Source organism: Paenibacillus macquariensis, from assembly GCF_900156375.1.
GTDB lineage: Bacteria > Bacillota > Bacilli > Paenibacillales > Paenibacillaceae > Paenibacillus_AQ > Paenibacillus_AQ macquariensis.
The window spans coordinates 202,208-226,934 of record NZ_FTNK01000006.1 but is presented as its reverse complement, the minus strand read 5'-3'; the positions used below and the strand labels follow the sequence as shown (position 1 = coordinate 226,934).

Below are 24,727 nucleotides of genomic sequence, written 5' to 3'. Positions count from 1 at the left end.
CTTCGGGTGGGGTGACATTGTGAATGAAAGAATTTCCCAGTATAAGGATAAAGCGGTCCTATATTGGAATAAATTTGGTAAAACTCAAAAGATAATATTTATTTCTACGATATCGTTAATCATTATTGCATTTATTATTGTTACTATGATGTTCTCAAAGACGGAATATGAAGTCGCATTTACAGATTTGAGCTCAAATGATGCAGCAGGGATTATGACCTTTCTGGATGGAAGTAAGATTCCATATAAGATGAGTTCGGATGGCAAAAGTATTTCTGTACCTAGTACGCAGGCAGCTCGTGCGAAGGTAGATGTTGGTTCGCAGGGTATTATTGAGAATGGTTCAATAGGGTACAAAATTTTTGAACAGAGCTCATCAGCGATTGGTATGACCGATAGCGAGTTTAATGTTAAGTATAATAATGCGTTAAATGGAGAAGTAGAACAGCTCTTGAAGAGTATGAATGGTATTAGAGATGCTAAAGTGCTTATCAATTTACCAGAGGAAAGTGTCTTTGCAAGTGGTGATGATAGAGATAAAGCTTCTGCATCCGCTGTATTGAAATTTAAAGCCGGATATACTCCGAATCAAGAGGCTATTGACGGTTATTACAATCTTATGAAGACAGCCATTCCGAATTTACCGATAGAGAATATTACAATTTCGAATGATGAAGTTGAACTTGCATCTACGGCAAAGGGTGGTCAAGGTGTCATGGAGACAGCCATCGAGGCTAACTTTGCACTACAAAAGAGATTTGAGAACGATGTTCGTCAAAATGTTAAACAATTCTTATCTAAATTTATGGGTGCGAATAAAGTGGAAGTTCTTGTAGCTTCAAAGCTAAACTTCGATAAAGTCCAAAGTAACGAAAAATTGGTTAAACCAGTAAATGAAGAAGACATGAAGGGAATAGAAATCAGCGTACAAAAGATTTCTAAGAACTACTCAGGAAAGAGTAGCCCTGATAGTGGTGTTGCTGGTACGGGTGCAGAAGAGGTGCCAGGATATCCAAGTACTTCAACATCAGGTGATAGCACTTCCGAAGAATTGTCTGAAACTGTGAACTATGATGTTAATCGTATTACGAGAGATATTATATCTAGTCCTTATTCTGTTAAAGATTTAACCATTAATGTTGCAGTTGAACCACCTACAGGACAACAAAGTTTAGATCCAGCAACAAAAGATGCGATAGAGAATATTTTAAGGAATATCGTAAGAGCATCTGTTGCAGATTCTGGTATTACATATACAGACGCAGATTTAACTAAAAAGGTTTCAGTTTATTCTCAAACTTTTGGTGGAACGGAAGTTCCATCGTCTGGTTTGAAGCTCTCCAAAGGTGTTTTATGGGGGATAGGATTAGCTGCATTAGCATTATTAGGACTAGGTGGATATCTAATTTACCGACGTCGTAAACAAAAAGAAGAGTTGGAAGAGGATGTTCCTTTCCAAATTCCAACAGAGTTCCCTTCGATTAATTTAGAAAGTATGACCAATGAAAGTCAAGTGCGTAAACAGCTCGAAACTCTGGCGAAGAAGAAACCAGACGAATTCGTCAACTTGCTACGTACATGGCTGGCGGACGAATAGAGGTGAGTGTATTGGCAAAGTTAACTAGTACTGGAGGGTTGAGTGGTCGTCAGAAAGCGGCGATCTTACTCATCACCTTGGGGCCTGAAGTCTCGGCACAAATATTCAAACATTTACGTGATGAAGAGATTGAACAACTCACGCTCGAAATTGCCAATGTTCATAAAGTGGATAGTATAGACAAAGACACCATTATGGCTGAATTTCATCAGATTTGTCTTGCGCAAGAATATATTTCACAAGGCGGTATTAACTATGCCAAGGAAATATTGGAGAAGGCACTTGGCGAGAATAAAGCGCTTGAAATTATTAATCGCTTAACAGCTACGCTTCAGGTGCGCCCGTTCGATTTTGCACGTAAAGCCGATCCAAACCAAATTTTGAACTTTATCCAAAATGAAAATTCTCAGACCATCGCTTTGGTACTTTCTTATTTGCAATTCGAGCAATCGGCAGCTATCCTTTCTTCCTTACCGCAAGAGAAGCAAGCAGATGTTGCTCGAAGAATTGCGGTTATGGATAGTACCTCACCTGAAGTCCTTTATCAAGTAGAGAGAGTATTGGAACAGAAGCTCTCTTCAACGGTTACACAGGATTACACGAATGCGGGTGGTATTGAGTCTATCGTTCAAATATTGAATGGGGTTGACCGAGGAACAGAACGTACCATTCTTGATTCATTAGAAATCCAGGATCCAGAATTGGCAGAAGATATCAAGAAACGTATGTTTGTATTCGAGGATATTGTGAATGTGGATAACAGATCCATTCAACGTATTATTAGAGATATTGAGAACGCAGATCTTCAACTTGCGCTTAAAGTGGCTAGTGAAGAAGTACGTGACGTTATATTCCGAAATGTATCGAAACGGATGGCAGAAACATTCAAAGAAGAAATGGAATACATGGGTCCTGTACGACTGCGTGATGTTGAAGAAGCGCAGACTCGTATCGTAGGAACCATTCGCAGATTGGAAGAAGCCGGTGAGATCATAATTGCACGCGGTGGAGGGGATGACATCATTGTCTAATTTGATTAAGCATTCCCAGTACGTGTCTGTGGAAGCGCTGAAGGAATTGGATTTGGCTAAACAGTACAACTTCTTAGAAGAAGAACCTTCATTAGAGGAAGTAACGCCTGAGATTCAAGAAGCTGTTATCAAAGTTGATGAAGAAACACAACGGTTAAAAGCCGAAATGCTACAGGATGCGCAGGAATTTGCGGAACGACAAGTCCGTGAGTCATCATTAGCAGCTGAACAAATGTTGTCAGATGCAACGGAGAACATCGACCATTGGTGGAAAGAGCGTCGAGAACAAGATGAACATTTGATTGAAGCGCTTAAGTCAGAAGGTTATGAGCAAGGTTATAATGAGGGGCGCATCAAGGCGGAAGAAGAACTCCAGATTAGGATAGAAGAAATGATGGCTGAAGCTCAAAAAATATTAGATCAGGCCTATCTTGTGAAAGATCAAATTATTCAAGAAGCAGAGCCATTTTTAGTGGAATTAAGTACTGCGATTTCTGAAAAAGTCATAGACAAACAATTAACCATCGAGAGTGAGTATATGATTGATTTGATCAGAAAGAATCTATCTCGCAAAAGAGAACAAGGGATTATCATTCTATGTGTAGCTCCGACTCAGTTTGGTTTTGTACAAGCAGCTAGGGAAGAACTTAGTCTTGCTATTGACTCCCAAGCAGAACTCAAAATACTCCCTGATGCTACAGTGAAGGATCATGGTTGTGTTATTCGCTCTTCATTTGGGAGTGTAGATGCACGAATCGATACACAGCTCGCTGAGATCAAGAAAGAGTTGATTCGGATTGCACTAGATAATGAGGATCGGAGAAATCAGGATGAAGGTGCTTGATAGTCAGCGGTACATGGATCATCTAGAACAATTGGACCCTGTGAGAGTCAATGGGAAAGTGACACAGGTCATTGGATTGATGGTTGAGTCGGAAGGCCCAGATGCTAACATTGGTGACGTGTGCTATATCTATCCTAGCAAAAGTTCAAAACCTCTACAGGCTGAAGTCGTAGGCTTTCGGGATAATAAAGTGCTTCTGATGCCTCTAGGGGATCTACAGTCCATTGGGCCTGGCTGCGATGTGGTAGGAACAGGGAAACCTTTAAGTGTACAAGTTGGATCAGAATTATTAGGAAAGGTGTTGGATGGATTAGGTCAACCCTTGGATGGATCGCTGATCCCAACAAGAATGGCATATAGTTCAACATTTAGACCTCCTGCTAATCCACTGAATAGACCTAGAGTACTTGAGCCGATAAGTATCGGTGTGAGAGCGATTGATGGATTGCTTTCCATAGGTAAGGGACAACGGGTTGGTATTTTTGCGGGATCAGGTGTTGGTAAAAGTACTCTAATGGGAATGATTGCTCGTAATACTTCTGCTGATGTTAACGTCATAGCTTTGATTGGAGAACGTGGTCGTGAAGTTTTAGATTTCATTGAACGTGATCTAGGACCTGAAGGATTGAAACGCTCAGTGGTCATCGTGGCCACATCTGATCAACCTGCATTAATTCGTATCAAGGGTGCACTCATAGCAACAACAATTGCAGAGTACTTCCGGGATCGAGGCATGAATGTCATGTTGATGATGGATTCTGTCACTCGTTATGCGATGGCACAACGTGAGGTCGGTCTAGCGATTGGTGAGCCACCTGCTATGAGGGGTTATACTCCGTCGGTGTTCGCTAATCTACCTAAGCTATTAGAAAGAGCAGGGACGGGTCCTACAGGATCTATAACGGCCTTCTATACCGTATTGGTGGATGGTGATGACATGAATGAGCCTATTGCAGATGCAGTGCGTGGTATTCTTGATGGTCATATCGTGTTGAACAGAAATATTGCCAATAAGGGACATTTTCCAGCCATTGATATACTAGCAAGCATTAGTCGAGTTATGAAGGATATATCTACGGATGAACACACGGGGGCTGCTGAGAATTTAAAACGATTACTAGCAGTGTATACGGATTCCGAGGACTTAATTAACATTGGTGCATATCAACGAGGATCTAATGATAGTATCGATGAATCTATTGATTTTATTCAACAAATATGGGATTTTAGCAGGCAAAAAGTGAATGAGAAAGTAACATTGGAAGAAGTGAAAGAACGTTTGATTTCTGAATTTTCGAGGAGATGACCACTAAAGCATGAGATTTCATTATGCATTTCAGAATATTGTGAATCTGAAGGGGAACGAAAAGGCCCAAGCAGAATGGTTGTTATCTAGTGCAATCGTAAAACTTCAAGAAGAAGAAAAGTCATTACATGAATATGAGAATATTAGAATGAACATGACGGATCAACTTCATTTAGAAGTAGAGAATGCAGCTTCAGTAGCAAAAATTCGGGAAATTCAAACGTATGTTGAACATCTTGACCAGTGTATTATCAATAAACTTTTAGATGTTCGTAAAGCAAACGTGGTCGTTCGAAAGAGTCAGAGTCATTTGACTGATAAAATGGTCGATGAAAAAGTATGGGTTAAATCGCGAGAAAAAGCAAAAGACAAGTTTCAACATGAAACAAACCTCCGTGAACAAAACGAACTTGATGAAATAGCAACAGTACGTTTTGCTATGAATGTTCGCTAGATTCAAGCTATGGAGGATGTAACAAATGTCTTGCCCCTTAGGGAGGAATAACAGTGGCTCGTAATTATAATGATTTTGAAGAAGTTGAGAAGGAATCAGCAGGGGGCTTTGAGCGATTTTTAGTGTTAATGATCCCTATAATTTTCACAATAGTTCTCCTTGGCGTATTACTAATTCTATTTAATATGAATATTCGTAATGCTGCTCTTGAAATAGCTAATAAAATTCCGGTTGTTCAGAATTGGGTACCTGCTCCAAATCTAGATCCGGAAAAAACGAAGCTACAAGAGAATAAAGAAGAGATAAAAAGTGCAGAATCTACGATTAAAGAACTTAAAGATAAGCTGAGTGCTCAACAAACGGAATTAAAGCAAGCAACTGAAGGTAAAACGCAACAAGATACGCAATTAAAAGATTTACAGAGTCAAATAGAAACGTTGCAAAACGAAAGTATCCTAGCTGAAAATCCAGAGCAAAAGGTAGATAACTATCAAAAGCAAATTGATGAACTAGCTAAGATGTACGGAAACTTAAGTCCAAGTAAAGCTGCACCCATCATACAAAACTTGACCTTGGAAGAAATGGTACTCATGTTCGAATCTATGAAGAGTGATAAGAGAATCGCTATCTTTGAGAAAATGGATCCGAAAGTTGCGGCAGAAGTGACGATGATGATGAAAGATGCTAAACCAGCTCAGGATTTACAAATTTCTGCACTTCAATCGCGAGTGAAGAAGAATGATACGGCAACAACTCAAACATCAGACAAACTGAATAAGAGTCAGTTGAGTCAGACCTTTGCAACCATGACGCCACAAAGTGCTGCAGATCTACTCTTCCAGACATATAAAATTAGTCCGGAGAAGACGTTAACGATATTAAACTCTGTGGACGATAAGACACGTTCATCCATACTTGGTAAGATGTCATCTATTGATTCAGTGACGACAGCCAAAATACTCAATAAACTTATGAGTAAATAGGTAGGGTTCATTTTCCACGAATGATATGGAAGGAGGTGAAAAATACGATGACGCTTATTTTTAAAAATATGGCAAGTAGCACTTCAAATGTGAGTACGGGCTCAACAACTGGGAAGGTATCCACAGAAGCTTCCGTTAATACTAGTGATGGAAATGCTCCAGTGGTAGATCAATCGTTCTCGCAACTCTTGGGAGGAGGAGAGACGGAAAAGTCACTTATTTCTCTTTCAGATGCAGCTACATTGTTGGAAGGATTACTCCAGAATACTTCACTAAAAGAGAATACATCGACAGTAGCAGATCCGCTTGTCCAACTACTGCAAGGGCTTAATGATGATATGACTAAACTTGATGAGGCAATAACGGAAGATCCAGCTCTTATGGCGATTCTTCAAGGCTGGCTACAACAAGTAAATACGTTGTTAAACCCAAACGAATTGGGATCTCAACCTATTGATCTGGAAGAGGCTTCTACCATATCCAAGCTCGCAGACGATCCTGGAACGATTAGATTTGCATTGCAAGATGGGCTAAGTCAATTAGTAGCTTTACTGCAGAATAAAGATATTACTACGAATACCTCTGCACAAGCTGTTCAATTGTTAGCTTCTTTTGAGGGTCTATTGCAAGCAGCAGGAGTTGTGGACCAACAGAAGTCTCTGGGTACTGCTCAAGGTAATACAACAACTGACCACGCTTCTTCCAACCAGAATGTTACCGTGAGTAGATTAACAGATAATCAGGGCATTTCTGTTCAAAGTAGAGCAGCAGTCTTGAGTAATCAGAATGTAGTTCCGTCGTCTTCAACCGTGCAAACTGATCAATCCGTCAAGACAGTACAAGGGACCTTGTTAACTCAAAGTAACATAGTACCTGCAGCATTAGCATCTGTGGATGAGGATTCGACAGTGAAGGAAGTTGATGCTCTAAGCACGAGTGAAGGGACGTTTACAGCTGGTGAGCTCGTTATGAGAGAAGGAATAAAGAATCCTCTAAAAGCAGCGGCAGCGGCTATTCCTGTTGAACAATTTGCCAAAGAAATGACTAGTTTTGTAGTTAACAAGCTGGATATTGTGAAGCAAAATGGCATGACTGAAGCAAGAATATCTCTTTATCCAGAACATTTGGGGCAAGTGGATATTAAGATTACGATGTTGAATGGACAATTGGTAGCTACGTTTATGACAGAGCATGCGGGTGCAAAAGATTTGCTTGAACAGCAAATGTCTCAACTACGAACAGCACTTCAGTCTCAAGGACTGCAAGTCGAGAAGTTGGAAGTGACTCAGAATCAATCACTACAATCTCATATGTACCAAGATGGCCGTCAGCCTAGTGCTGGTCAACAACAATCCAATCGTAGATCTAAAGAACGCGATGGTCAATCTGATGATTCATTAGTGGTAGCTGAGCTGACTGAGGAATGGAATGACAGGTTATCGGCGCAAATCAATACAGATAACGGTAGTACATTTGTAGCGAAAGCTTAAAGAGCGGAGGTGAAAATGTGGCTTCAGATAACATTTCAACAAAAAATATTTGGCCTAATTATTCTACAAGTAATGTACAGACAGCAAGTAAAAAGGATACTTCAGCGATGGGTAAGGATCAGTTCCTAAAGATCATGATGGCCCAGCTTAAGAATCAAGATCCAATGCAACCGCTGGAAGATAAGGAATTCATCGCACAGATGGCTCAGTTTACATCCGTTGAGCAATTGATGAATATATCTGGTCAATTGACAACATTGAACCAATCACTTGGCAGTGTATCTGGACTTATTGGTAAAGATATAAGTTGGGTAAGCACAGAAACTTCTGGTAGTAACTCGGAAGTGAAAACAGGAACGGTGACTTCAATTGTTATCCGTGATGGGGTTCAGTATGCAACAGTAGGAAAAGAAGCTATTCCGGTTAATCTAATACTCGAAATAGCAGAACCAAAAGTAGTTATTAAGGATCCTAATGTGCAGCCAGATGTGGATAATAACGTGGAACCTGATAAGGAGACGGATGTAGAAGAAAGCGGGACAACCCCATGAGTGAACGGATGACGATTGGGCAATTATATCCAGCCAAAGTAAATCCAGTAGCTTCTTCCAACAGAAGTAATGCCCGTAAACCCCAGATTGAAACGGATAAGGCCTCCTTTGATCAACTGTTGCAGAAAAATTTGCTCAAGTTCAGCAATCATGCTGCAAAACGTTTAGAGCAACGAGGGATTGAGATCCCCAGAGAACAGTTGGCACGAATATCCGATGCTGTTGATCAGGCAGCAGCAAAAGGAAGTAAAGAATCACTTATATTATTGAATGATATGGCCTTGATTGTGAATATACCGAACCGTACGGTTGTAACGGCGATGGACGGTGGATCCATGAAGGATAACGTCTTCACGAAAATTGATAGTGCTGTCATTATTTCATAACTGGCTGGCCCGAACCGGAAGCCAGAGGACTGTTGATCGATTGATATGGTCCATGCTACTTAATAAGGAGGAATAATAGAATGTTAAGATCTATGTATTCAGGGGTTTCGGGTATGAAAGGCTTTCAAACAAAGTTGGATGTTATTGGTAATAACATTGCCAATGTGAATACGATTGGATTTAAGTCTGGTCGAGTGATGTTCAAAGATATTATGAGCCAAACGGTTTCAGGTGTAACACCCCCAAATGATACTACTCAAGGTGGTGTGAATGCTAAACAGATCGGTCTAGGGGTGTCGATTGGGTCCATTGACACATTGCATTTGGCAGGAAGTGCTATGACAACCAACAATCCAACGGATTTACGGATTGATGGAGATGGATTCTTTTTGGTGAAGATGAATGAGGATCAGGACGTTCCTTTTCTAACACGTGCCGGTGACTTCCATATTGATGCCGCACGTAATCTAGTAACATCAGATGGACTGTTTGTATTAGATTCCGACGGTGGACCAATCAATATTGACGCAGAGGTTACGGCTTTTACAATCGCGCAGGACGGTACAATTGTTCAAAAAATGGCTGATGGAACGACAGTACCAGGAGTTCAGCTTGGCGTAGCTAAGGTGACCAATCCTGAAGGGCTTGAGAAGATTGGTGGTAACTTGTACCGTGTAACGTTAAATGCGAGTCCTGACGGTGAGTTTGAACCAGGAACAGCAAATAGTACTGAGTTTGGCACTGGAGCTATCATTGCTGGACAATTGGAAATGTCTAACGTAGATCTTACAAGTGAGTTTACTGAGATGATTGTTGCACAACGTGGTTTCCAAGCTAATTCTCGTATCATAACAACATCTGATGAAATCCTCCAAGAAGTGGTTAATCTGAAACGTTAATGATTTAGCGGGAGGGGAGGGATAATCTCCTCTCCCAAATTTTCATAGGAGGGTTATTATGATCTCGGTAACTAGAATTAATGGTTCAAAAATGTGGTTGAATGCTCTATTGATTGAAATGGTCGAAGAAACACCTGATACCTACATAACGTTAATCACAGGAAAAAGATTAATAGTACTTGAAAAGGCTGCCGAGGTTATCTCACTTGTGAAACAATATAGTCAAGAGATTGGCCTGAATAATGCAACTATTAAAGTACAACAAACGGAGGAAACCCCATGAAAAAGATGATGCCATGGCTGATTACAATTTTGTTAGCCATCACTTTGATCGTACTAGCCGTCTTCTTATTGATGGCAAATCAGTTTCCAAAGGATGATGTCGCTAATGCTGTTAATTCCGTTGAGACAAGACATTTGTCAGCGGATGAAATCGTAGAATTGACTTCAGAAATTACTGGAATTAAAACAAACCTCTCGGATCCCGATTATATCGTATTGATGAATTTTGCGTTTCAATTGGATACCAAGAAGTCTAAGGAAGAGTTTGACAAGATCAAAGATATCAAAATCAAGCCAATTATCCTCAAAACACTTGCTGATACAAAAGCTGAGGATTTAAAAGGTGCGAATGGTAAAGATCAATTAAGCGCAAAATTGATCAATTTGATTAATAAAACCTTAACCGAGGGGAAATTGACTCAAATCGAGATCACTGATTACTTGTTAGCATCAACCTAATAATTGAAGCATTGGACATAATCCTGTAAGGGGGTGAGATGATTGGTAGATGTATTATCACAAAACGAGATTGACGCCCTGCTCGCTGCACTATCTTCTGGAGAAATGGACGCTGAAGAGCTCAAAAAAGAAGACACACAGAAAAAAATCCGTTCTTATGACTTTAAGAGAGCTGTACGTTTCTCTAAAGATCATATACGCAGCTTAACACGGATCCATGAGAATTTTGCGAGATATCTTACAACTTATTTTTCAGCACAGTTAAGAACTTTTGTGCAAATTAGCGTCGTTCAGGTGGAACAGCTTCCGTATGATGAATTTATTCGTTCTATACCTAAGATGACGATTCTTAATATTTTTGAAGCAGAGCCACTTAAAGGTAGAATGGTCATGGAAGTTCATCCGAATGTAGCTTACGCTATGTTAGATCGATTGCTCGGTGGTATGGGGAATGCGCCTTCCAAGATCAATTCACTCACTGAGATAGAAACGACGATTATGGAGCGAATTTTTGGTAGGGCATTTGAAAGTTTGCAAGAAGCGTGGAAGACGGTATTAGATATCACTCCGCGTATGGAAGCCATGGAGACTAATCCACAGTTCATGCAGATTGTATCACCCAATGAGACTATTGCGTTGATATCATTAAGTACCAAAATTGGTGATACAACTGGGATGATCAATCTATGTATCCCTCACGTTGTTCTAGAGCCTATTATGTCCAAATTGTCGGCACACCAATGGTTCGTGTCGCAGAAGAAAATAAGTGAACCTGTTGAAGTAGAATCTTTAAAACAACATGTTAGACATGCGAAATTAAAGATTGTAGCTGAACTGGGTAATTCAAAATTATCTATTTCTGAATTTTTGGGATTGTCCGTGGGAGATGTCATCAGTTTAAATAAGCCGGTCAACTCGGGGCTATCCATTAAAGTAGGAGATAAATTGAAGTTTATTGGAAGTCCTGGGACATTGAAGGATCGCATTGCAATACAAATTGATGAAATTGTCAGTGAAGGAGTTGAAGATCATGACGAGTAAAGATTATTTGTCCCAAGAGGAAATTGATGCTCTTCTTAGACAATCTGATTCAGATAGTCCTGTGGAAACCATAGAAACGGTTGATGACTATCTGATACCGCTTGAACAAGATGCTTTGGGTGAAATTGGTAACATTACATTTGGTAGTGCAGCCACAGCACTTTCGACATTGCTTGGCAAAAAAGTGGAGATTACCACACCAAGAGTTTCAATTATCACCCGATCTCAATTCGAAAATGAGTTCCCTAAACCACACGTAGCTGTCCATGTAACGTATGTTGAAGGGTTTGAAGGTATTAATTCCCTAGTCATCAAGAATAGAGATGCACAAGTTATCGCAGATTTGATGCTTGGTGGTGAGGGTAATCCTTCCACGGAAGAGTTGAATGAGATTCATATCAGTGCTGTTCAAGAAGCTATGAACCAAATGATGGGGTCCTCAGCAACATCCATGTCAACGCTGTTTAATCGTTTTGTAAACATTTCACCTCCAGGTATCAATATTTTAGATATTGAAAGCGGTGAAGGAATGTCAAGTATTCCTTCGGAAGAGACATTAATCAAAATTTCATTTCGATTAACCATTGGAGATCTAATTGACTCGACCATCATGCAACTTCTAACGGTAAGCTTCGCAAAAGAGATGGTGCGGATATTAATTAGTGGAACAGAAGAGCCTGCACCCTTAGAAGTAGCGGCAGCAGTAGAGCAAGTACAGCCTCCAGTGAATTATGCAGCTCCTACGCCTACTCAGCCTAGCCCTAGTAATCAAGGACAGATACAGGCACAGCCAAATGGCTATGGGCAGCAACCCATTATGCCGGGGTACGACATAAATCAACAAATGCAATATGCGGCTCCCCCACAGCATTATGGGGCACCAAATCGTAATCTAAATGTACAGCCTGTACAGTTTGCTAACCTGCAGTCTGCTCCATATAATCAGATTGATCAAAACAATTTAGAATTATTAATGGACATTCCCCTTAAAATCACCGTAGAATTAGGAAGGACCCATAAGCAAATAAAGGATATTCTTGAATTGTCTCAAGGTTCGATCGTTGAACTAGACAAGCTCGCTGGCGAACCAGTTGATATTTTAGTGAATAACAAACTGATTGCAAAAGGTGAAGTTGTTGTTATCGATGAGAATTTTGGTGTGCGTGTGATAGATATCATTAGCCAGTGGGACCGTATACAGAAATTACAATAAGCATAATTAGAGGAGGGTTTTTACCAATGGCAAATCGAATTCTTATCGTGGATGATGCAGCTTTTATGAGAATGATGATCCGAGATATTTTAACAAAAAATGGTTTTGAAGTAGTTGGAGAAGCACAGGATGGTGCTCAAGCCATAGAGAAATTTAAGGAAGTTCGTCCAGACTTGATCACAATGGATATTACGATGCCTGAAATGGATGGTATTACTGCATTGAAAGAGATCAAAAAAATTGATCCAAGTGCAAAAGTTATCATGTGTTCTGCAATGGGTCAGCAAGCTATGGTTATCGATGCTATTCAGGCGGGTGCGAAAGACTTCATCGTTAAGCCGTTTCAATCGGATCGTGTTGTTGAAGCAATCAATAAAACACTGGGCATTTAGGACCGTTTTATGAATGATGTGAATTACGGGTTGAATATTGTTTATGTAATTATTGTTTTAGCAGTTATCATTGCACTCATAATTTTGTTGATTCGTTTCTTGGGCACTAAAAACAAATCTTGGTTCAGTAATCCAACCATACGAATACTTGGTGGTGTTGGACTCGGGCCAAACAAAACATTACAAGTGATTGAAGTAGGAAATAGTGTGTATTTGATCGGCGTAGGTGAAAATATTAACCTTGTTGATAAAATTTCCGATCCGGATGAGGTAATCTCTATATTGGCAGCACTAGAGGAAGAGGCAGCGATGAAAGGTAATATGCTGCCTCCATTCTTAAGTAAACTTGTTAGTAAATTGCGAAGAGAGCAACCTTCGCAAGAGATTGAAATAGAAAATGGATCTTCATTTCATGAAGTGTTTGACTCCAAGATTCGTCGGATGTCTAGCCGAAAAGACAAAATGGAAGAACTGCTCCGAGAAGATAATAATAATGATCGGTTGAGTGATCCATGAAAAAAAAGCTCATATTAGTATGTTTATTATTAGGAATAGTCAGCTTATTCTCCATCACGGCGGCTTTTGCGGACCCTATTCCTAATATTGATATTCAGATCGGGGATTCTGGGGCTGGGAAACCAGCTACTAGCTCCTTGTCAATACTTCTCCTCATCACTGTGATCAGTATTGCTCCGGCTTTATTGGTGTTAATGACGAGTTTTACCCGGATTGTGATTGTACTTGGTTTCGTCAGAACTTCACTAGGGACACAACAAATGCCCCCGAATCAGGTGTTAGTCGGACTTGCATTGTTCTTAACATTGTTTGTGATGTCACCAACGCTATCATCCATGAATGATGTCGCCCTTCAACCGTATTTAAAAGGAGACATTACACAAACAGAAGCCTTAACTAAAGCTTCCGAGCCCATCAAAAAGTTCATGTTTTCACATACACGAGAGAAAGACCTGTTATTGTTCATGAACTATACGAAAATGGAGAAGCCTGCTACATATAATGATATTCCGCTTACGGTGATGGTACCTTCCTTTGCAATAAGTGAGCTTAAGACGGCATTTCAAATGGGATTTATGATTTTTATACCCTTTCTAGTTATAGATATTGTGGTTGCCAGTGTGTTGATGGCCATGGGGATGATGATGTTACCTCCCGTAATGATATCACTGCCGTTTAAGATTTTACTTTTTGTACTCGTTGATGGTTGGTATTTAATTGTTAAATCGTTACTGCTTAGTTTTAACACATAGCACATAGTAAGACGTATATGTGGTGAGGGAGATCAGTCATGAATTCGGATTTTATTATTGGACTGGCTGGACAAGCGATTTACACCGCACTTAAAGTAAGTGCACCAATGTTGCTTCTGGGACTCGTGGTTGGTTTGATTATTAGTATATTTCAAGCAACCACCCAGATACAGGAGCAAACACTCGCGTTTGTTCCAAAAATAATTGCTGTATTGTTATCGTTATTGTTGTTTGGTCCTTGGATTTTAACGACACTCGTAGACTTTACCTTTAATATATTAGACAATTTGTATAAATATATCGGTTAGGTTGAATGTCAATGGAATTAATACTGCAAGGTTTCCCGATCTTTTTGCTAATTTTTTGTCGAATTACATCTTTTTTTGTCGTAGCTCCAGTCTTTTCATCTAAGGGTGTGCCTGCGCAGTTTAAGGTAGGATTATCATTTTTTATCAGTCTGCTCATTTACCTAACCTATGGTATTAATCAGTCCATTCCACAAGATATGACTTATATTCTACTCATAATAAGTGAAATCATGGTGGGATTACTGCTGGGGTTTGTTGGGTACATGTTGATCACAGCGATTCAGACAGCAGGTTCATTCATAGATATACAAATTGGATTCGGGATTGCCAATGTATTGGATCCTATGACTGGTGCTTCTGTACCGATGCTAGGTAATTTCAAATACATGATTGCAATGCTGCTCTTTCTAAGTATGAACGGTCATTTACATTTAATAGAAGCTATTTTTGATAGTTATAAATGGATTCCATTAGGAAATGATTTCTACATGAAGCTGTACGGTGGTAGTATTACTGAATTTTTAATTAAAACGTTTAGTCAATCCTTTGTGTTAGCTTTTCAAATGTCAGCTCCGTTGGTAGTAGCGATGTTTTTAACTGATGTTGGGCTTGGCTTTTTAGCGAGAACTGCACCTCAATTTAACATCTTTGTTATTGGAGTTCCACTGAAAATTTTCTTAGGTTTGGCGATGTTGTTATTGCTCATCCCCAGTTTTTCATATGTATTCGGCAACCTTTTTGAAATTTTGTTCGAATCGATGCACAACCTGCTAGGGGTCATTGGGAAACAGCCAAATTGAGCAGGATGGAGGATTTGATCGTGTCCTTTAGATATCCTTTGGACTTACAGCTATTTTCTCAAGAGAAAACAGAGAGGGCCACTCCTAAAAAACGCCAAGATACACGAAAAAAGGGACAAGTTGCAAAGAGTATGGAGATTTCAGGCTCTGTCACGCTTCTTTCTGCGTTTCTCTGTCTTCTTATATTTAGTGGATTCTTTAAGGAACGACTTGTTAATTTGTACAGCGATATATTTATGAACCGGTTGTTGACTGAGATAACAATCAACAATGTCATGATGATATTTAAAGAATATGGTATTCAGGTATTGATGATGATGGCCCCCTTGTTTATAACGGTGGTCGTCATGGCACTTATTGCGAATTTCATGCAGGTGGGTTTCTTGCTCACAGGTCTAAAAATGGAATTCAACAAGCTTAATCCCATCAAAGGGTTCAAAAATATATTCTCGATGAGATCATTAGTTGAATTTGCTAAATCTTTAGTCAAGCTAACAATTATCGGGTATCTCGTTTACAGTACTTTATGGGGTAAAAAGGTAGAAATTGCATCACTGTCTGAAATAAATTTAGATAATATCTTAAAGTTTGTAGCAGATCTGACGATGAATTTAGGGCTTAAAATTGCAATTGCGTTATTTGTACTAGCTATTTTGGATTATATTTACCAAAAGTATGAATATGAAAAAGGAATACGAATGTCGAAGCAAGATATAAAAGATGAGTACAAAAAAATGGAAGGTGATCCGTTAATTAAAGGGAAGATTAGGGAACGTCAACGAAGGATGGCTATGCAACGCATGATGCAAGAAGTCCCGAAGGCAGATGTTATTATCACGAACCCAACCCACTTTGCGATCGCTTTGAAATATGATGGATCTACCATGGAGGCTCCAAAGATTATTGCTAAAGGTCAGGATTATATGGCTTTAAGGATTAAAGCAATTGCGAAGGAACATGGCGTCACTACAATGGAAAATAAGCCTCTGGCTCGCGCACTCTTTCAAAGAGCGGAAATCGGAGATTCGATTCCTGCAGATTTGTTTCAGGCGGTGGCTGAAGTACTGGCCTATGTATATAAACTAAAAGGTAAAAAATCATAAATGTGGGATTGGAGGCATAGAGAACCGTGAAAATCAAAGAAATCACCGTCCTGACAGGAATCATCGGTATTGTTCTTATGATGATTCTTCCAATCCCGGCGTGGCTTTTAGATATTTTGCTCGTGATTAACATTTCAATTGCACTCATGATTTTATTGGTATCTATGAATACCAAGGAAGCACTTGAGTTTTCCATTTTCCCATCACTACTTCTTATTACGACGTTATTTCGTCTTGCATTGAATGTATCAACAACGAAGTTGATTCTTTCTACGGGAGAAGCAGGTACAGTCGTTGCGACATTTGGTAGTTGGATCGCAGGTGGTCAAATTGCAATAGGATTTATCGTATTCTTAATCCTAGTTGTTGTGCAATTTATTGTAATTACCAAAGGGTCTGAACGTGTCGCTGAAGTAGGAGCACGTTTTACACTAGACGCAATGCCTGGTAAGCAAATGAGTATTGATGCAGATTTAAATGCTGGATTAATCAACGAGAAACAAGCAAGAGATAGACGTAGCAAAGTAGAACGTGAAGCGGACTTCTATGGTGCCATGGATGGTGCCAGTAAATTCGTTAAAGGTGACGCGATCGCAAGTATTATTATCTTGATCATTAACTTGGTTGGCGGATTTATTATTGGAATGACCATCCACGGTATGTCATTCGGTGAAGCGATTTCGACATATTCGATTCTGACTATTGGGGATGGATTAGTTAGTCAGATTCCAGCTCTATTGATTTCTACTGCTGCTGGTCTGATTGTGACACGCGCTTCATCTGAAGGGAATCTTGCAGATGATTTAACTAAGCAATTGTTTGCTTATCCTAAATTGATTTACATTGTTGGTGGGACTATTGCAATGCTCGGTTTCTTTACACCGATTCATATTATTACGACGTTACCACTAGCTGTTCTATTAATATTCTCTGCAAGAAAGATGCAACAGAATTTGGATAAGAGACAATTAGCTGACGAACAATTGGAAGAAGAACAGCAAATTGAAGAGGTTAGAAGTCCAGAAAGTGTTATTAATTTACTACAAGTTGACCCAATTGAATTTGAATTCGGGTACGGACTTATACCCCTGGCAGATACACAACAAGGTGGAGATTTACTAGATCGAATTATCATGATCCGTCGACAATGTGCACTTGAACTTGGACTTGTGGTCCCTGTTATCCGAATTCGCGACAATATTCAACTAAAACCGAATGAATATGTCATAAAAATTAAAGGGAATAACGTCGGCGGTGGTGAATTATTACTTAATCACTATTTGGCTATGAGTCCAGGTTATGATGACGATTCCATATCAGGTATTGAGACGTTAGAGCCTGCATTTGGTCTTCCAGCTCTGTGGATTGATGAGAGTACTAAGGAACGTGCTGAATTATCTGGGTACACCGTAGTGGATCCTCCTTCCGTGGTAGCGACACATCTGACAGAATTGATTAAGAAGCATGCTCACGAGTTACTTGGTCGACAAGAAACAAAGACACTTATCGACAATTTAAGAGAAAATTATCCTGTTCTTGTCGATGAACTGATTCCATCCGTGTTATCTGTGGGGGATGTTCAAAAAGTGCTTTCAAAATTATTACGCGAGAAAATTTCTGTGCGTGATTTAGTAACGATTTTTGAGACATTGGCAGATTGTGGAACTTATTCTAAGGATCCAGATGTTCTAACTGAATATGTACGCCAATCTTTATCAAGACAAATTACTCAGCAGTATTCGCAAGAAGGAGAGACCCTTAAGGTCATAACCGTTGGTCCAACGTTAGAAAAGAAAATTTCGGAAAGCGTGCAGCAGTCTGATCAAGGAAGTTATCTTGCTTTGGATCCCATGTCTACACAGACGATATATCAGAAGTTAAATGAACAAATTAATAGGTTGCTACAATCGGGACAACAACCTATTTTCTTAACATCACCAACGATTCGTATGTATTTACGACAGGTCATTGAACGTACCATGCAAGATATACCCGTTCTCTCGTATAGTGAATTGGAACCAAATGTAGAAATTCAAAGCGTTGGAGTGGTGAATTTATGAGAGTGAAGCGGTACATAGTCGAACATATGCCGGATGCCATGCAACGAATCCGGGGTGAACTAGGTAGAGATGCTGTCATTCTTAGTACAAAGGAAATAAAAATAGGTGGTTTCCTTGGTATGTTCACGAAGAAGAGGATTGAAGTAGTCGCTGCTGTAGAGAAAGAAGCTCAAGCAATTACAAGCCCAGCGCGTCCTAATAAACAAGCTTCCGCCAAGAATGAATTGAGTGCTGTGAATTCTATTAAGGGCGTTCCAAACGCTGGTCTCTCGACATTGAGCGTACCAAACAAGGCGGTTCCGGCAGCTTACAAAAGAACGAATGATGTTCTTAAAGCTGGGATGAATGATGTTGCTCGCGATCTTGAACTATCATCAATAAGTGTTGCAGCAACGTCAGAAATGATAAAAGAAGAACAACAAGTTGAAGAGAGACGACAACTAGAACCAGAGAGACCTACCCATGAAGCCTCCATCAAGATGATAGATCAGAAAGTATCGGATGATCCACTGCTAAAGGAAATAAAAGAAATGAAATTGTGGATGGCTAAAATGGCCAAGCATTCGATGATGAAAGAAGAATTACCGGAATCACTTCAAAAAATTCAGGAGCAACTAATACAGCAGGAAGTGGACATACATTTAAGAGCAGAATGGATCGAAGCAGCTTGTGAGAAATGGGAGGATAGCGAGCGTTCCTTAACGGATGAGCAACTCCACCAATTTATTTACGATAAAGCATTTTCTTTTCTTGAAAATCGGCTTGGTGGTGGAATTAACAGCACTACCAAAATTGTTTATGTCGCTGGTCCTACGGGTGTTGGCAAGACAACAACCATTGCCAAACTTGCAGCAGAGCAGTTGTTCCGATATCAGCGAAAGGTTGGATTTATCACATCTGACACGTATCGTATATCTGCCGTTGAACAACTCAGGACTTATGCGTCTATCTTAAATGTACCGTTAGAGGTAGTCCAATCACCGGGTGATATGCAACGGGCCATGCAACGTCTTGACTATTGTGATCTAATACTCATGGATACGGCTGGTAGGAATTATCGAAATGAATTGTTAGTATCGGAGCTTCAAAGTTTGCTTTCACACGCTGGAGATAGTGAAACGTACTTGGTATTGAGCTTGACGTCTAAGTCACAAGATATGGTGAAAATCACGGAACACTTCAGCAAGTATGGTCTTGATAAGGTGATCTTTACGAAGCAAGATGAGACAGGAAGTTATGGACCCATATTTAATTTACTTAATAACTTTCCACTTCATCTTTCTTATATGACGAATGGACAAAATGTCCCAGACGACTTGATGATGCCGAATCAAAAGATGTTATGTGACCTCCTTTTGGGAGAAAGGAAAGATGAGTCATGAATGATCAAGCTCAATCTTTGAGGAAAATGGTCTCGATCAATGAGAGAGCTCGATCGTTGGATACTCAGGAAAGCCAAGTTTCAGGCTTAGCCAAATTCATTACTGTTACTAGCGGTAAAGGGGGTGTAGGGAAATCAAATTTCACCTTGAACTTTGCTCTTTCCCTACAGTCGTTAGGGAAGAAAGTATTGATCTTTGATGCTGATATTGGTATGGCTAATATCGATGTTCTGATGGGGACGAGTTCGAGATATAACCTACATCACTTACTTCGACGAGAGAAAAGTATTCATGAGATAGTCGGCAAAGGTCCTAATGGGTTGTCTTACATTTCAGGAGGGTCAGGAATTACTGATCTCATATCACTGTCTGAACATGATATCCAATACTTCACTTCACAAATTGAACTCTTAGCGAGTCAGGTGGACTATATTATTTTTGATACTGGAGCAGGATTATCCAAAGAGAATATACAGTTCATTACCTCCGCTGATGAATGTCTTGTGGTAACTACACCTGAACCAACGGCGATTACAGATGCTTATGCATTGATCAAAATAATACATGGTATGGATCAAGATGTAGGGTTTCAATTGATTGTAAATCGAGTGGATGATGAAAAAGAAGCATTGTTTACAGCTAATAAAATCAAACTAGTAGCTCGAAAATTCCTTGATATTGATATCCCTATGCTTGGTTATATAAGTGATGATTCTCATGTGGTTCAAGCTGTAAAGAGACAAGTTCCTTTCTCAATAGCTTTTCCTAATAGTGTGGCTTCAAAAGATGTTCAACGTCTTGCAAAGCGTTATGCGATTGTTCCTTCCGCTTCAGAACGAGAAACTTTGACAGGAATCAAAGGATTTATGCATAAGTGGCTACATCGTACAAAATGATTCTTCTGTAAAAAGACACAGGGAGGTATGTAACATAATGCATTATAAGGTTGTTGTTGTGGATGACTCTCCTTTTATGCGAAAGATCATTTCTGATCTTATTGAAAGGGATTCTTCTTTCCAAGTGGTTGGAACGGCAGTTAATGGCTGGGAAGCTTTAATGAAAGTATCCGAACTAAAGCCTGACATTGTCACTATGGATGTTGAGATGCCTGAAATGAATGGTTTAGAAGCCTTGAAAGAGATTATGATGGATAATCCCATACCGGTGATTATGTTATCTGGAATTAATGAGGAAGGCATGAGAGAAACAATCATTGCACTGGAGTCAGGGGCATTTGACTTCATCAGAAAACCTTCTGCAAGTGTCTCTAATGATATCATTCAAGTTGGCGAACTCCTTCTTGAGAAAATGAAGGTCGCGATGCAAGCCAAAGAAAGAAGAGCCGCTTGGCAAGCTAAAGAACTAGTTAGATCTGAAGAAATGAGGAAACAAATAAGTATTCTCTCAAACCCTATTCGTGAATCTAATAGACCTCTAGCAGATATCATGAATACGATGAAAGGGAACAAGAAACGTGAAGCTCTTTCCAAGAAGATAGAACAAATACCTATGGATAATAGTAGGCCGTTAGTATCAAATAATAAACCACCTTTGGAGAAGGATCTCAATCCGACTAAACATACTAAAACAACCAAAGAGGTGACGCCATTAGTAATGAGCAATCCCTCTAGTAAAGTTTTAAGCGAAATAGAAGGTGAATCCAGTTCATTCCAACATCTTGTTGCGATTGGTTGCTCAACCGGTGGACCTAGAGCTTTGAAGGAACTCTTGGAGCGGATTCCAGGGGGCTTACCAGCTCCAGTAGTCATCGTGCAGCATATGCCGCCTAAATTTACTAAATCACTTGCGCAAAGGCTTAATTCTTTCAGTTCGCTTGAAGTAGTAGAAGGTGAGCAAGGTATGGTCTTGCGTAGAGGATATGCCTATATTGCTCCTGGCGGATTCCATATGAAGATCGTACGGGCGTCTGCTGGCCATTATGAAATTTCTTTAACTGAGGAAGGGACACGTAATGGGCATCGGCCTTCCGTTGATACCATGTTTGATTCATTGCTCCCATTTAATACGCTAACTCGTCATGTCGTTCTACTGACAGGTATGGGAAGTGATGGTGCCAAAGGAATGAAGACTTTGTATGATTCAGGTGTAACCGACACCTATGCTGAAAGTGAAGAAACATGTGTTGTATATGGTATGCCTCGTTCAGCTGTGGAATTGAATTGTGTGAGGCATGTTTTACCTCTATTAGATATTCCTAATATGCTAGTTCGAATGATGAAATAATAGAAAGTGATCTCATAAGGGGGTGTATCTCAATGGACATGAATCAATATTTATCTATGTTTATTGACGAGTCGAATGATCATCTGCAATCGCTAAACGAAAAAATGCTTGAACTGGAGTCCAATCCAGATGATTTAAGTATTGTACAAGTAATATTTAGATCAGCTCATACGCTTAAAGGTATGGCTGCAACGATGGGGTATGAAGACCTTGCGTCATTAACGCATCAAATGGAGAATGTTTTAGATTTGGTACGTAATGAAAAGCTAACCATGCAAGATTTTATATTTGATACATTATTTAAAAGCTTGGATGCCCTAGAATCTATGGTTGAAGATATTATAAACGGTGGTACCGGTAAAGCCGATGTGTCATCGATTGTAACTTCATTACAGGCAATCGTACTTGGTGAGATCCCATCTCCTCAAGGTGTGACTACCAGCACAAAAGTCGACCAAGTGAATGACGAAATGAATCATTCTATTCAGTTAGATGAGTTTCAATTTTCGATCTTGGATCAGTCCATTGTGGAAGGACATCGAGCGTTGTATCTGGAAGTCTTTATTCGTGAGGATTGCCATCTAAAAGCTGTACGTGCCTATATGGTATTTGATTTGTTGGAAAGATCTGGTGAGGTCATTAAGACTCATCCGTCCGTAGAAGATATTGAGCAGGAGAAGTTTGATCGGAGTTTTTCATTATATTACATAACACAAAAAAGTGTGGATGAAATGAAGCGGATGATATTAAACTTATCCGAGATAGATAAGGTTAGTATCGTGGAATTAGATCATGAATCTCTGAAATTGATGGGCGAATTGAGTAGTTCTGTCAAAGAAGTTGCGGCAACAGCAGAATTGGAAAAAACAACAGAGTCGAAAGTGGTGGTACCTCAAGCACCAACTCAGCCTACGAGTCAGACTTCAAAGGATGTAGTCAAAACAACCGGTGGTACACCAACACGTACGATTCGTGTCGATATTGAGCGACTCGACGTCCTAATGAATCTGTTTAGTGAGTTTCTGATTGATCGCGTCCGTTTAGAACAGTTGGCTAGTGAGGCTCGAAATCATGAGTTAACAGAAACTGTAGAGCATATGAGTCGTGTAAGTTCTGATCTTCAAAATATCGTACTGAAGCTTCGAATGGTTCCAGTAGACACGGTATTTAATCGCTTCCCGCGGATGATACGTGACTTAGCGAAATCTTTAGACAAGAAGATTGATTTAGTTATTACAGGTTCTGAGACAGAGCTAGATCGAACCGTTATTGATGAAATCGGGGATCCTCTTGTACATTTAATTCGGAATGCTGTTGACCATGGGATTGAATCTGTTACAGATCGATTGGCTGCCGGGAAACCAGAAACAGGAACAGTGAACTTACGTGCTTTTCATAGTGGAAATCATGTGTTTATTGAAATCGAAGAAGATGGCCGAGGAATTTACCGTCAGAATGTCCTTAAGTCAGCCATTAAAAAGGGTATTGTAACTGAAGCGCAAGGAGCAGCTATGACAGATGAAGAAGTTTACCAACTTCTTTTTGCAGCTGGGTTCAGCACAGCCGAAGTCATTTCAGATGTTTCTGGTCGTGGCGTTGGGTTGGATGTCGTGAGAGCGAAGATTACTGCTCTGGGTGGACATGTAACCATTATTTCTACCCCTGGCAAAGGGACGAATTTCTCAGTTCAATTACCATTAACGTTATCCATTATTTCTGCCATGTTAGTGCAATTAGGATCAGAGAAATATGCTATTCCGCTAACTTCTATTGTAGAGACTGGTATTATCAAACAAAATCAGATTCGCACAGTTCACGGTTATAAAATGGTAGAGTTTCGTGGTGTACAAATCCCGTTAATTTCACTTAGTCGTATATTTAGCGTTCCTGATTTCGACGAGAGTCAGGAAGAAGAATCAGAGATTATCGTGATTCGAAAAGGGGATAAGATGGCTGCTCTAGCGATAGAGGATTTCATAGGGCAAAGTGAAATCGTGCTGAAGAGTTTAGGGAAATACCTGCCTCAGATTAAAGGTGTTTCTGGTGCAACTATACTCGGAGACGGCCAGGTTGCCTTGATTTTAGATCCGAACGAATTCATCAAATAGTCTTATAGTAAATTATATACGAGATTAATATAGGTAGCGAAAAATCATTAGGAGGTTATTGCAATGGGAGAAGATATTAAGGTCATCGTGTTTAAATTAGGAGACGAAGAGTACGGTATCGAAGTGGATAAAGTTCAGACTATTGAACGGATGGTTCCCATCACACGTGTTCCCAAAACGTTCACTTTTGTAAAAGGCGTTATTAATTTACGTGGAGTTGTCATTCCTATCATTGATTTGCGTGGGCGATTTAGCCTACCTTTGGTAGATTACACAGAAAGCACACGTATTATTATCGTTGCCGTAAATGAAATGGAAGTTGGATTTATTGTGGATTCTGCTAACGATGTTATTGACCTGAATACGGATAAAATCGAGAATCCACCAGAGGTTGTTGGGGGGATTAAAGCTAAATATCTTCAAGGAGTTGCCAAGATCGACGAAGAACGCTTGCTGATTATGCTCAATCTTTCTGAAGTGCTGAATAAGAATGAAATTATTCAATTGGAAAGTATTGAGGAATAAA

26 protein-coding genes are annotated in these 24,727 nt (G+C 39.8%); all 26 read left to right on the top strand.

Going from position 1 to position 24,727, the window contains the following annotated elements; genetic code table 11:
* Nucleotides 1-19: 19 nt before the first annotated feature.
* The 26 genes from fliF to BW961_RS13360 all read left to right on the top strand — a co-directional run bounded on the left by fliF (nt 20) and on the right by BW961_RS13360 (nt 24,726).
* A complete protein-coding gene (gene fliF / locus BW961_RS13485; RefSeq protein WP_068580406.1) occupies nt 20-1,597 on the top strand; it encodes a flagellar basal-body MS-ring/collar protein FliF in 1,578 nt (525 codons plus the stop codon).
* Nucleotides 1,579-2,628 (top strand): flagellar motor switch protein FliG, encoded by a 1,050-nt coding sequence (gene fliG, locus BW961_RS13480; RefSeq protein WP_139331639.1) that lies wholly within the window; start codon nt 1,579-1,581, stop codon nt 2,626-2,628. Before fliF ends, fliG begins: the two co-directional genes overlap by 19 nt.
* Nucleotides 2,621-3,472, top strand: coding sequence for a FliH/SctL family protein (locus tag BW961_RS13475; protein WP_076576866.1), 852 nt, complete (start codon nt 2,621-2,623; stop codon nt 3,470-3,472). The genes fliG and BW961_RS13475 overlap by 8 nt, the downstream gene beginning before the upstream one ends.
* Nucleotides 3,459-4,778: a flagellar protein export ATPase FliI gene (gene fliI, locus BW961_RS13470; protein ID WP_068580401.1), complete on the top strand. Its 1,320-nt coding sequence runs from the start codon at nt 3,459-3,461 to the stop codon at nt 4,776-4,778. The genes BW961_RS13475 and fliI overlap by 14 nt, the downstream gene beginning before the upstream one ends.
* 10 nt (nt 4,779-4,788) lie before the next feature.
* Nucleotides 4,789-5,232 carry a flagellar export protein FliJ gene (gene fliJ / locus BW961_RS13465; protein ID WP_068580399.1) on the top strand — a complete coding sequence of 148 codons (444 nt, stop codon included), beginning with the start codon at nt 4,789-4,791 and terminating at the stop codon, nt 5,230-5,232.
* Between the two features lie 53 nt (nt 5,233-5,285).
* Nucleotides 5,286-6,215: a MotE family protein gene (locus BW961_RS13460; protein WP_068580397.1), complete on the top strand. Its 930-nt coding sequence runs from the start codon at nt 5,286-5,288 to the stop codon at nt 6,213-6,215.
* A gap of 47 nt (nt 6,216-6,262) precedes the next feature.
* On the top strand, nt 6,263-7,705 hold the full coding sequence (locus BW961_RS13455) for a flagellar hook-length control protein FliK (RefSeq protein WP_068580394.1): 1,443 nt from the start codon (nt 6,263-6,265) through the stop codon (nt 7,703-7,705).
* 17 nt (nt 7,706-7,722) lie between these two features.
* Nucleotides 7,723-8,256, top strand: coding sequence for a flagellar hook capping FlgD N-terminal domain-containing protein (locus BW961_RS13450; protein WP_068580392.1), 534 nt, complete (start codon nt 7,723-7,725; stop codon nt 8,254-8,256).
* Nucleotides 8,253-8,642, top strand: coding sequence for a TIGR02530 family flagellar biosynthesis protein (locus BW961_RS13445; RefSeq protein WP_068580391.1), 390 nt, complete (start codon nt 8,253-8,255; stop codon nt 8,640-8,642). Before BW961_RS13450 ends, BW961_RS13445 begins: the two co-directional genes overlap by 4 nt.
* Nucleotides 8,643-8,722: 80 nt before the next feature.
* Complete coding sequence (gene flgG, locus BW961_RS13440) at nt 8,723-9,541, top strand: flagellar basal body rod protein FlgG (protein ID WP_068580389.1); 819 nt, start codon at nt 8,723-8,725, stop codon at nt 9,539-9,541.
* Between the two features lie 58 nt (nt 9,542-9,599).
* Complete coding sequence (locus BW961_RS13435) at nt 9,600-9,824, top strand: flagellar FlbD family protein (protein WP_068580388.1); 225 nt, start codon at nt 9,600-9,602, stop codon at nt 9,822-9,824.
* Nucleotides 9,821-10,282 (top strand): flagellar basal body-associated FliL family protein, encoded by a 462-nt coding sequence (locus BW961_RS13430; RefSeq protein ID WP_068580387.1) that lies wholly within the window; start codon nt 9,821-9,823, stop codon nt 10,280-10,282. Before BW961_RS13435 ends, BW961_RS13430 begins: the two co-directional genes overlap by 4 nt.
* A 42-nt stretch (nt 10,283-10,324) precedes the next feature.
* Entirely contained in the window at nt 10,325-11,323 is a 999-nt protein-coding gene (gene fliM, locus BW961_RS13425) for a flagellar motor switch protein FliM (protein ID WP_068580385.1), read from the top strand.
* Nucleotides 11,313-12,536, top strand: a complete 1,224-nt coding sequence (fliY, locus tag BW961_RS13420) for a flagellar motor switch phosphatase FliY (RefSeq protein WP_068580383.1) — start codon at nt 11,313-11,315, stop codon at nt 12,534-12,536. The genes fliM and fliY overlap by 11 nt, the downstream gene beginning before the upstream one ends.
* A gap of 26 nt (nt 12,537-12,562) precedes the next feature.
* A complete protein-coding gene (locus tag BW961_RS13415; protein ID WP_068580381.1) occupies nt 12,563-12,928 on the top strand; it encodes a response regulator in 366 nt (121 codons plus the stop codon).
* A gap of 9 nt (nt 12,929-12,937) precedes the next feature.
* Nucleotides 12,938-13,444 (top strand): flagellar biosynthetic protein FliO, encoded by a 507-nt coding sequence (locus BW961_RS13410; protein WP_068580379.1) that lies wholly within the window; start codon nt 12,938-12,940, stop codon nt 13,442-13,444.
* Nucleotides 13,441-14,196 carry a flagellar type III secretion system pore protein FliP gene (gene fliP / locus BW961_RS13405; RefSeq protein WP_068580378.1) on the top strand — a complete coding sequence of 252 codons (756 nt, stop codon included), beginning with the start codon at nt 13,441-13,443 and terminating at the stop codon, nt 14,194-14,196. Before BW961_RS13410 ends, fliP begins: the two co-directional genes overlap by 4 nt.
* Nucleotides 14,197-14,234: 38 nt before the next feature.
* Nucleotides 14,235-14,504, top strand: coding sequence for a flagellar biosynthesis protein FliQ (gene fliQ, locus BW961_RS13400; protein WP_068580376.1), 270 nt, complete (start codon nt 14,235-14,237; stop codon nt 14,502-14,504).
* 11 nt (nt 14,505-14,515) lie between these two features.
* On the top strand, nt 14,516-15,304 hold the full coding sequence (gene fliR, locus BW961_RS13395) for a flagellar biosynthetic protein FliR (protein ID WP_068580373.1): 789 nt from the start codon (nt 14,516-14,518) through the stop codon (nt 15,302-15,304).
* Nucleotides 15,305-15,324: 20 nt separating this feature from the next.
* Complete coding sequence (flhB, locus tag BW961_RS13390) at nt 15,325-16,407, top strand: flagellar biosynthesis protein FlhB (protein WP_244555950.1); 1,083 nt, start codon at nt 15,325-15,327, stop codon at nt 16,405-16,407.
* Between the two features lie 26 nt (nt 16,408-16,433).
* On the top strand, nt 16,434-18,467 hold the full coding sequence (flhA, locus tag BW961_RS13385) for a flagellar biosynthesis protein FlhA (protein WP_068580369.1): 2,034 nt from the start codon (nt 16,434-16,436) through the stop codon (nt 18,465-18,467).
* Nucleotides 18,464-19,849 (top strand): flagellar biosynthesis GTPase FlhF, encoded by a 1,386-nt coding sequence (gene flhF, locus BW961_RS13380; RefSeq protein WP_068580366.1) that lies wholly within the window; start codon nt 18,464-18,466, stop codon nt 19,847-19,849. The genes flhA and flhF overlap by 4 nt, the downstream gene beginning before the upstream one ends.
* Complete coding sequence (locus BW961_RS13375) at nt 19,846-20,745, top strand: MinD/ParA family protein (protein WP_068580364.1); 900 nt, start codon at nt 19,846-19,848, stop codon at nt 20,743-20,745. The genes flhF and BW961_RS13375 overlap by 4 nt, the downstream gene beginning before the upstream one ends.
* Nucleotides 20,746-20,782: 37 nt before the next feature.
* A complete protein-coding gene (locus BW961_RS13370) occupies nt 20,783-22,093 on the top strand; it encodes a protein-glutamate methylesterase/protein-glutamine glutaminase (RefSeq protein ID WP_068580362.1) in 1,311 nt (436 codons plus the stop codon).
* A gap of 32 nt (nt 22,094-22,125) precedes the next feature.
* On the top strand, nt 22,126-24,201 hold the full coding sequence (locus BW961_RS13365; RefSeq protein WP_068580360.1) for a chemotaxis protein CheA: 2,076 nt from the start codon (nt 22,126-22,128) through the stop codon (nt 24,199-24,201).
* A gap of 63 nt (nt 24,202-24,264) precedes the next feature.
* On the top strand, nt 24,265-24,726 hold the full coding sequence (locus tag BW961_RS13360) for a chemotaxis protein CheW (RefSeq protein WP_068580358.1): 462 nt from the start codon (nt 24,265-24,267) through the stop codon (nt 24,724-24,726).
* Nucleotide 24,727 lies beyond the last annotated feature (1 nt).

Excerpts from the sequence above, each read along its gene's own strand:
- fliG (WP_139331639.1), top strand. The coding sequence starts at position 1,579 with ATGGCTGGCGGACGAATAGAGGTGAGTGTATTGGCAAAGTTAACTAGT.
- fliI (WP_068580401.1), top strand. The coding sequence starts at position 3,459 with ATGAAGGTGCTTGATAGTCAGCGGTACATGGATCATCTAGAACAATTG.
- fliJ (WP_068580399.1), top strand. The coding sequence starts at position 4,789 with ATGAGATTTCATTATGCATTTCAGAATATTGTGAATCTGAAGGGGAAC.
- BW961_RS13455 (WP_068580394.1), top strand. The coding sequence starts at position 6,263 with ATGACGCTTATTTTTAAAAATATGGCAAGTAGCACTTCAAATGTGAGT.
- BW961_RS13445 (WP_068580391.1), top strand. The coding sequence starts at position 8,253 with ATGAGTGAACGGATGACGATTGGGCAATTATATCCAGCCAAAGTAAAT.
- flgG (WP_068580389.1), top strand. The coding sequence starts at position 8,723 with ATGTTAAGATCTATGTATTCAGGGGTTTCGGGTATGAAAGGCTTTCAA.
- BW961_RS13435 (WP_068580388.1), top strand. The coding sequence starts at position 9,600 with ATGATCTCGGTAACTAGAATTAATGGTTCAAAAATGTGGTTGAATGCT.
- BW961_RS13430 (WP_068580387.1), top strand. The coding sequence starts at position 9,821 with ATGAAAAAGATGATGCCATGGCTGATTACAATTTTGTTAGCCATCACT.
- fliY (WP_068580383.1), top strand. The coding sequence starts at position 11,313 with ATGACGAGTAAAGATTATTTGTCCCAAGAGGAAATTGATGCTCTTCTT.
- BW961_RS13415 (WP_068580381.1), top strand. The coding sequence starts at position 12,563 with ATGGCAAATCGAATTCTTATCGTGGATGATGCAGCTTTTATGAGAATG.
- BW961_RS13410 (WP_068580379.1), top strand. The coding sequence starts at position 12,938 with ATGAATGATGTGAATTACGGGTTGAATATTGTTTATGTAATTATTGTT.
- fliP (WP_068580378.1), top strand. The coding sequence starts at position 13,441 with ATGAAAAAAAAGCTCATATTAGTATGTTTATTATTAGGAATAGTCAGC.
- fliQ (WP_068580376.1), top strand. The coding sequence starts at position 14,235 with ATGAATTCGGATTTTATTATTGGACTGGCTGGACAAGCGATTTACACC.
- fliR (WP_068580373.1), top strand. The coding sequence starts at position 14,516 with ATGGAATTAATACTGCAAGGTTTCCCGATCTTTTTGCTAATTTTTTGT.
- flhF (WP_068580366.1), top strand. The coding sequence starts at position 18,464 with ATGAGAGTGAAGCGGTACATAGTCGAACATATGCCGGATGCCATGCAA.
- BW961_RS13375 (WP_068580364.1), top strand. The coding sequence starts at position 19,846 with ATGAATGATCAAGCTCAATCTTTGAGGAAAATGGTCTCGATCAATGAG.
- BW961_RS13370 (WP_068580362.1), top strand. The coding sequence starts at position 20,783 with ATGCATTATAAGGTTGTTGTTGTGGATGACTCTCCTTTTATGCGAAAG.
- BW961_RS13365 (WP_068580360.1), top strand. The coding sequence starts at position 22,126 with ATGGACATGAATCAATATTTATCTATGTTTATTGACGAGTCGAATGAT.
- BW961_RS13360 (WP_068580358.1), top strand. The coding sequence starts at position 24,265 with ATGGGAGAAGATATTAAGGTCATCGTGTTTAAATTAGGAGACGAAGAG.